This window comes from Flectobacillus longus, from assembly GCF_030056705.1.
Lineage (GTDB): Bacteria > Bacteroidota > Bacteroidia > Cytophagales > Spirosomataceae > Flectobacillus > Flectobacillus longus.
Window position 1 is genome coordinate 1 of record NZ_JASHIC010000075.1, and the last position, 581, is coordinate 581.

The following is a 581-nucleotide window of genomic DNA, read 5'->3' on the forward strand; positions in this document are numbered from 1 at the left end:
CAATGGTATTCAAGTCAAAGTTCAACAAGTGTATTGACAACAGGCACAAGCTACAGTCCAAGTTTGACAGCAACGACAACCTATTATGTAGGCTGTAAAGACAATACAACAACTTGTGAAACGACAGGAGGAACCCGTCAAAGTGTAATAGGAACAGTAAATCCAAACCTACCAGCACCAAGCTCATCAAGTGTACAAGGTGGAGCAGTATGTGGCAGTGGAGTAGTAAACTTAAGTGCAGTATGTTCATCAGGACAAACGGTACAATGGTATGCAAGTCAAACATCAACAAGTGTGTTGACAACAGGCACAAGCTACGCACCAAGTATCACAGCAACGACTACTTATTATGTAGGTTGTAAGGATAACACTACGACTTGTGAAACAGCGACGAACTCACGTCAAGCAGTAATAGGAACAGTAAACCCAATACCACCAGCACCAAGTCCGAGTAATGTCACAAACAACTCAAGATGTGGTAGTGGCGTATTGACCTTAGGAGCTACTTGTGGAGCAGGAGAAACGGTACAATGGTATGCAAGTCAAAGCTCGACAAGTGTATTGTCGACAGGTACAAGTTA

General features: G+C 43.0%; 1 protein-coding gene. It reads left to right on the top strand.

The window, feature by feature from the left end; translation table 11 throughout:
* Window positions 1-581, top strand: a 581-nt coding sequence (locus QM491_RS25490) for an immunoglobulin domain-containing protein (RefSeq protein ID WP_445451917.1), incomplete at both ends; no start/stop codon positions are given.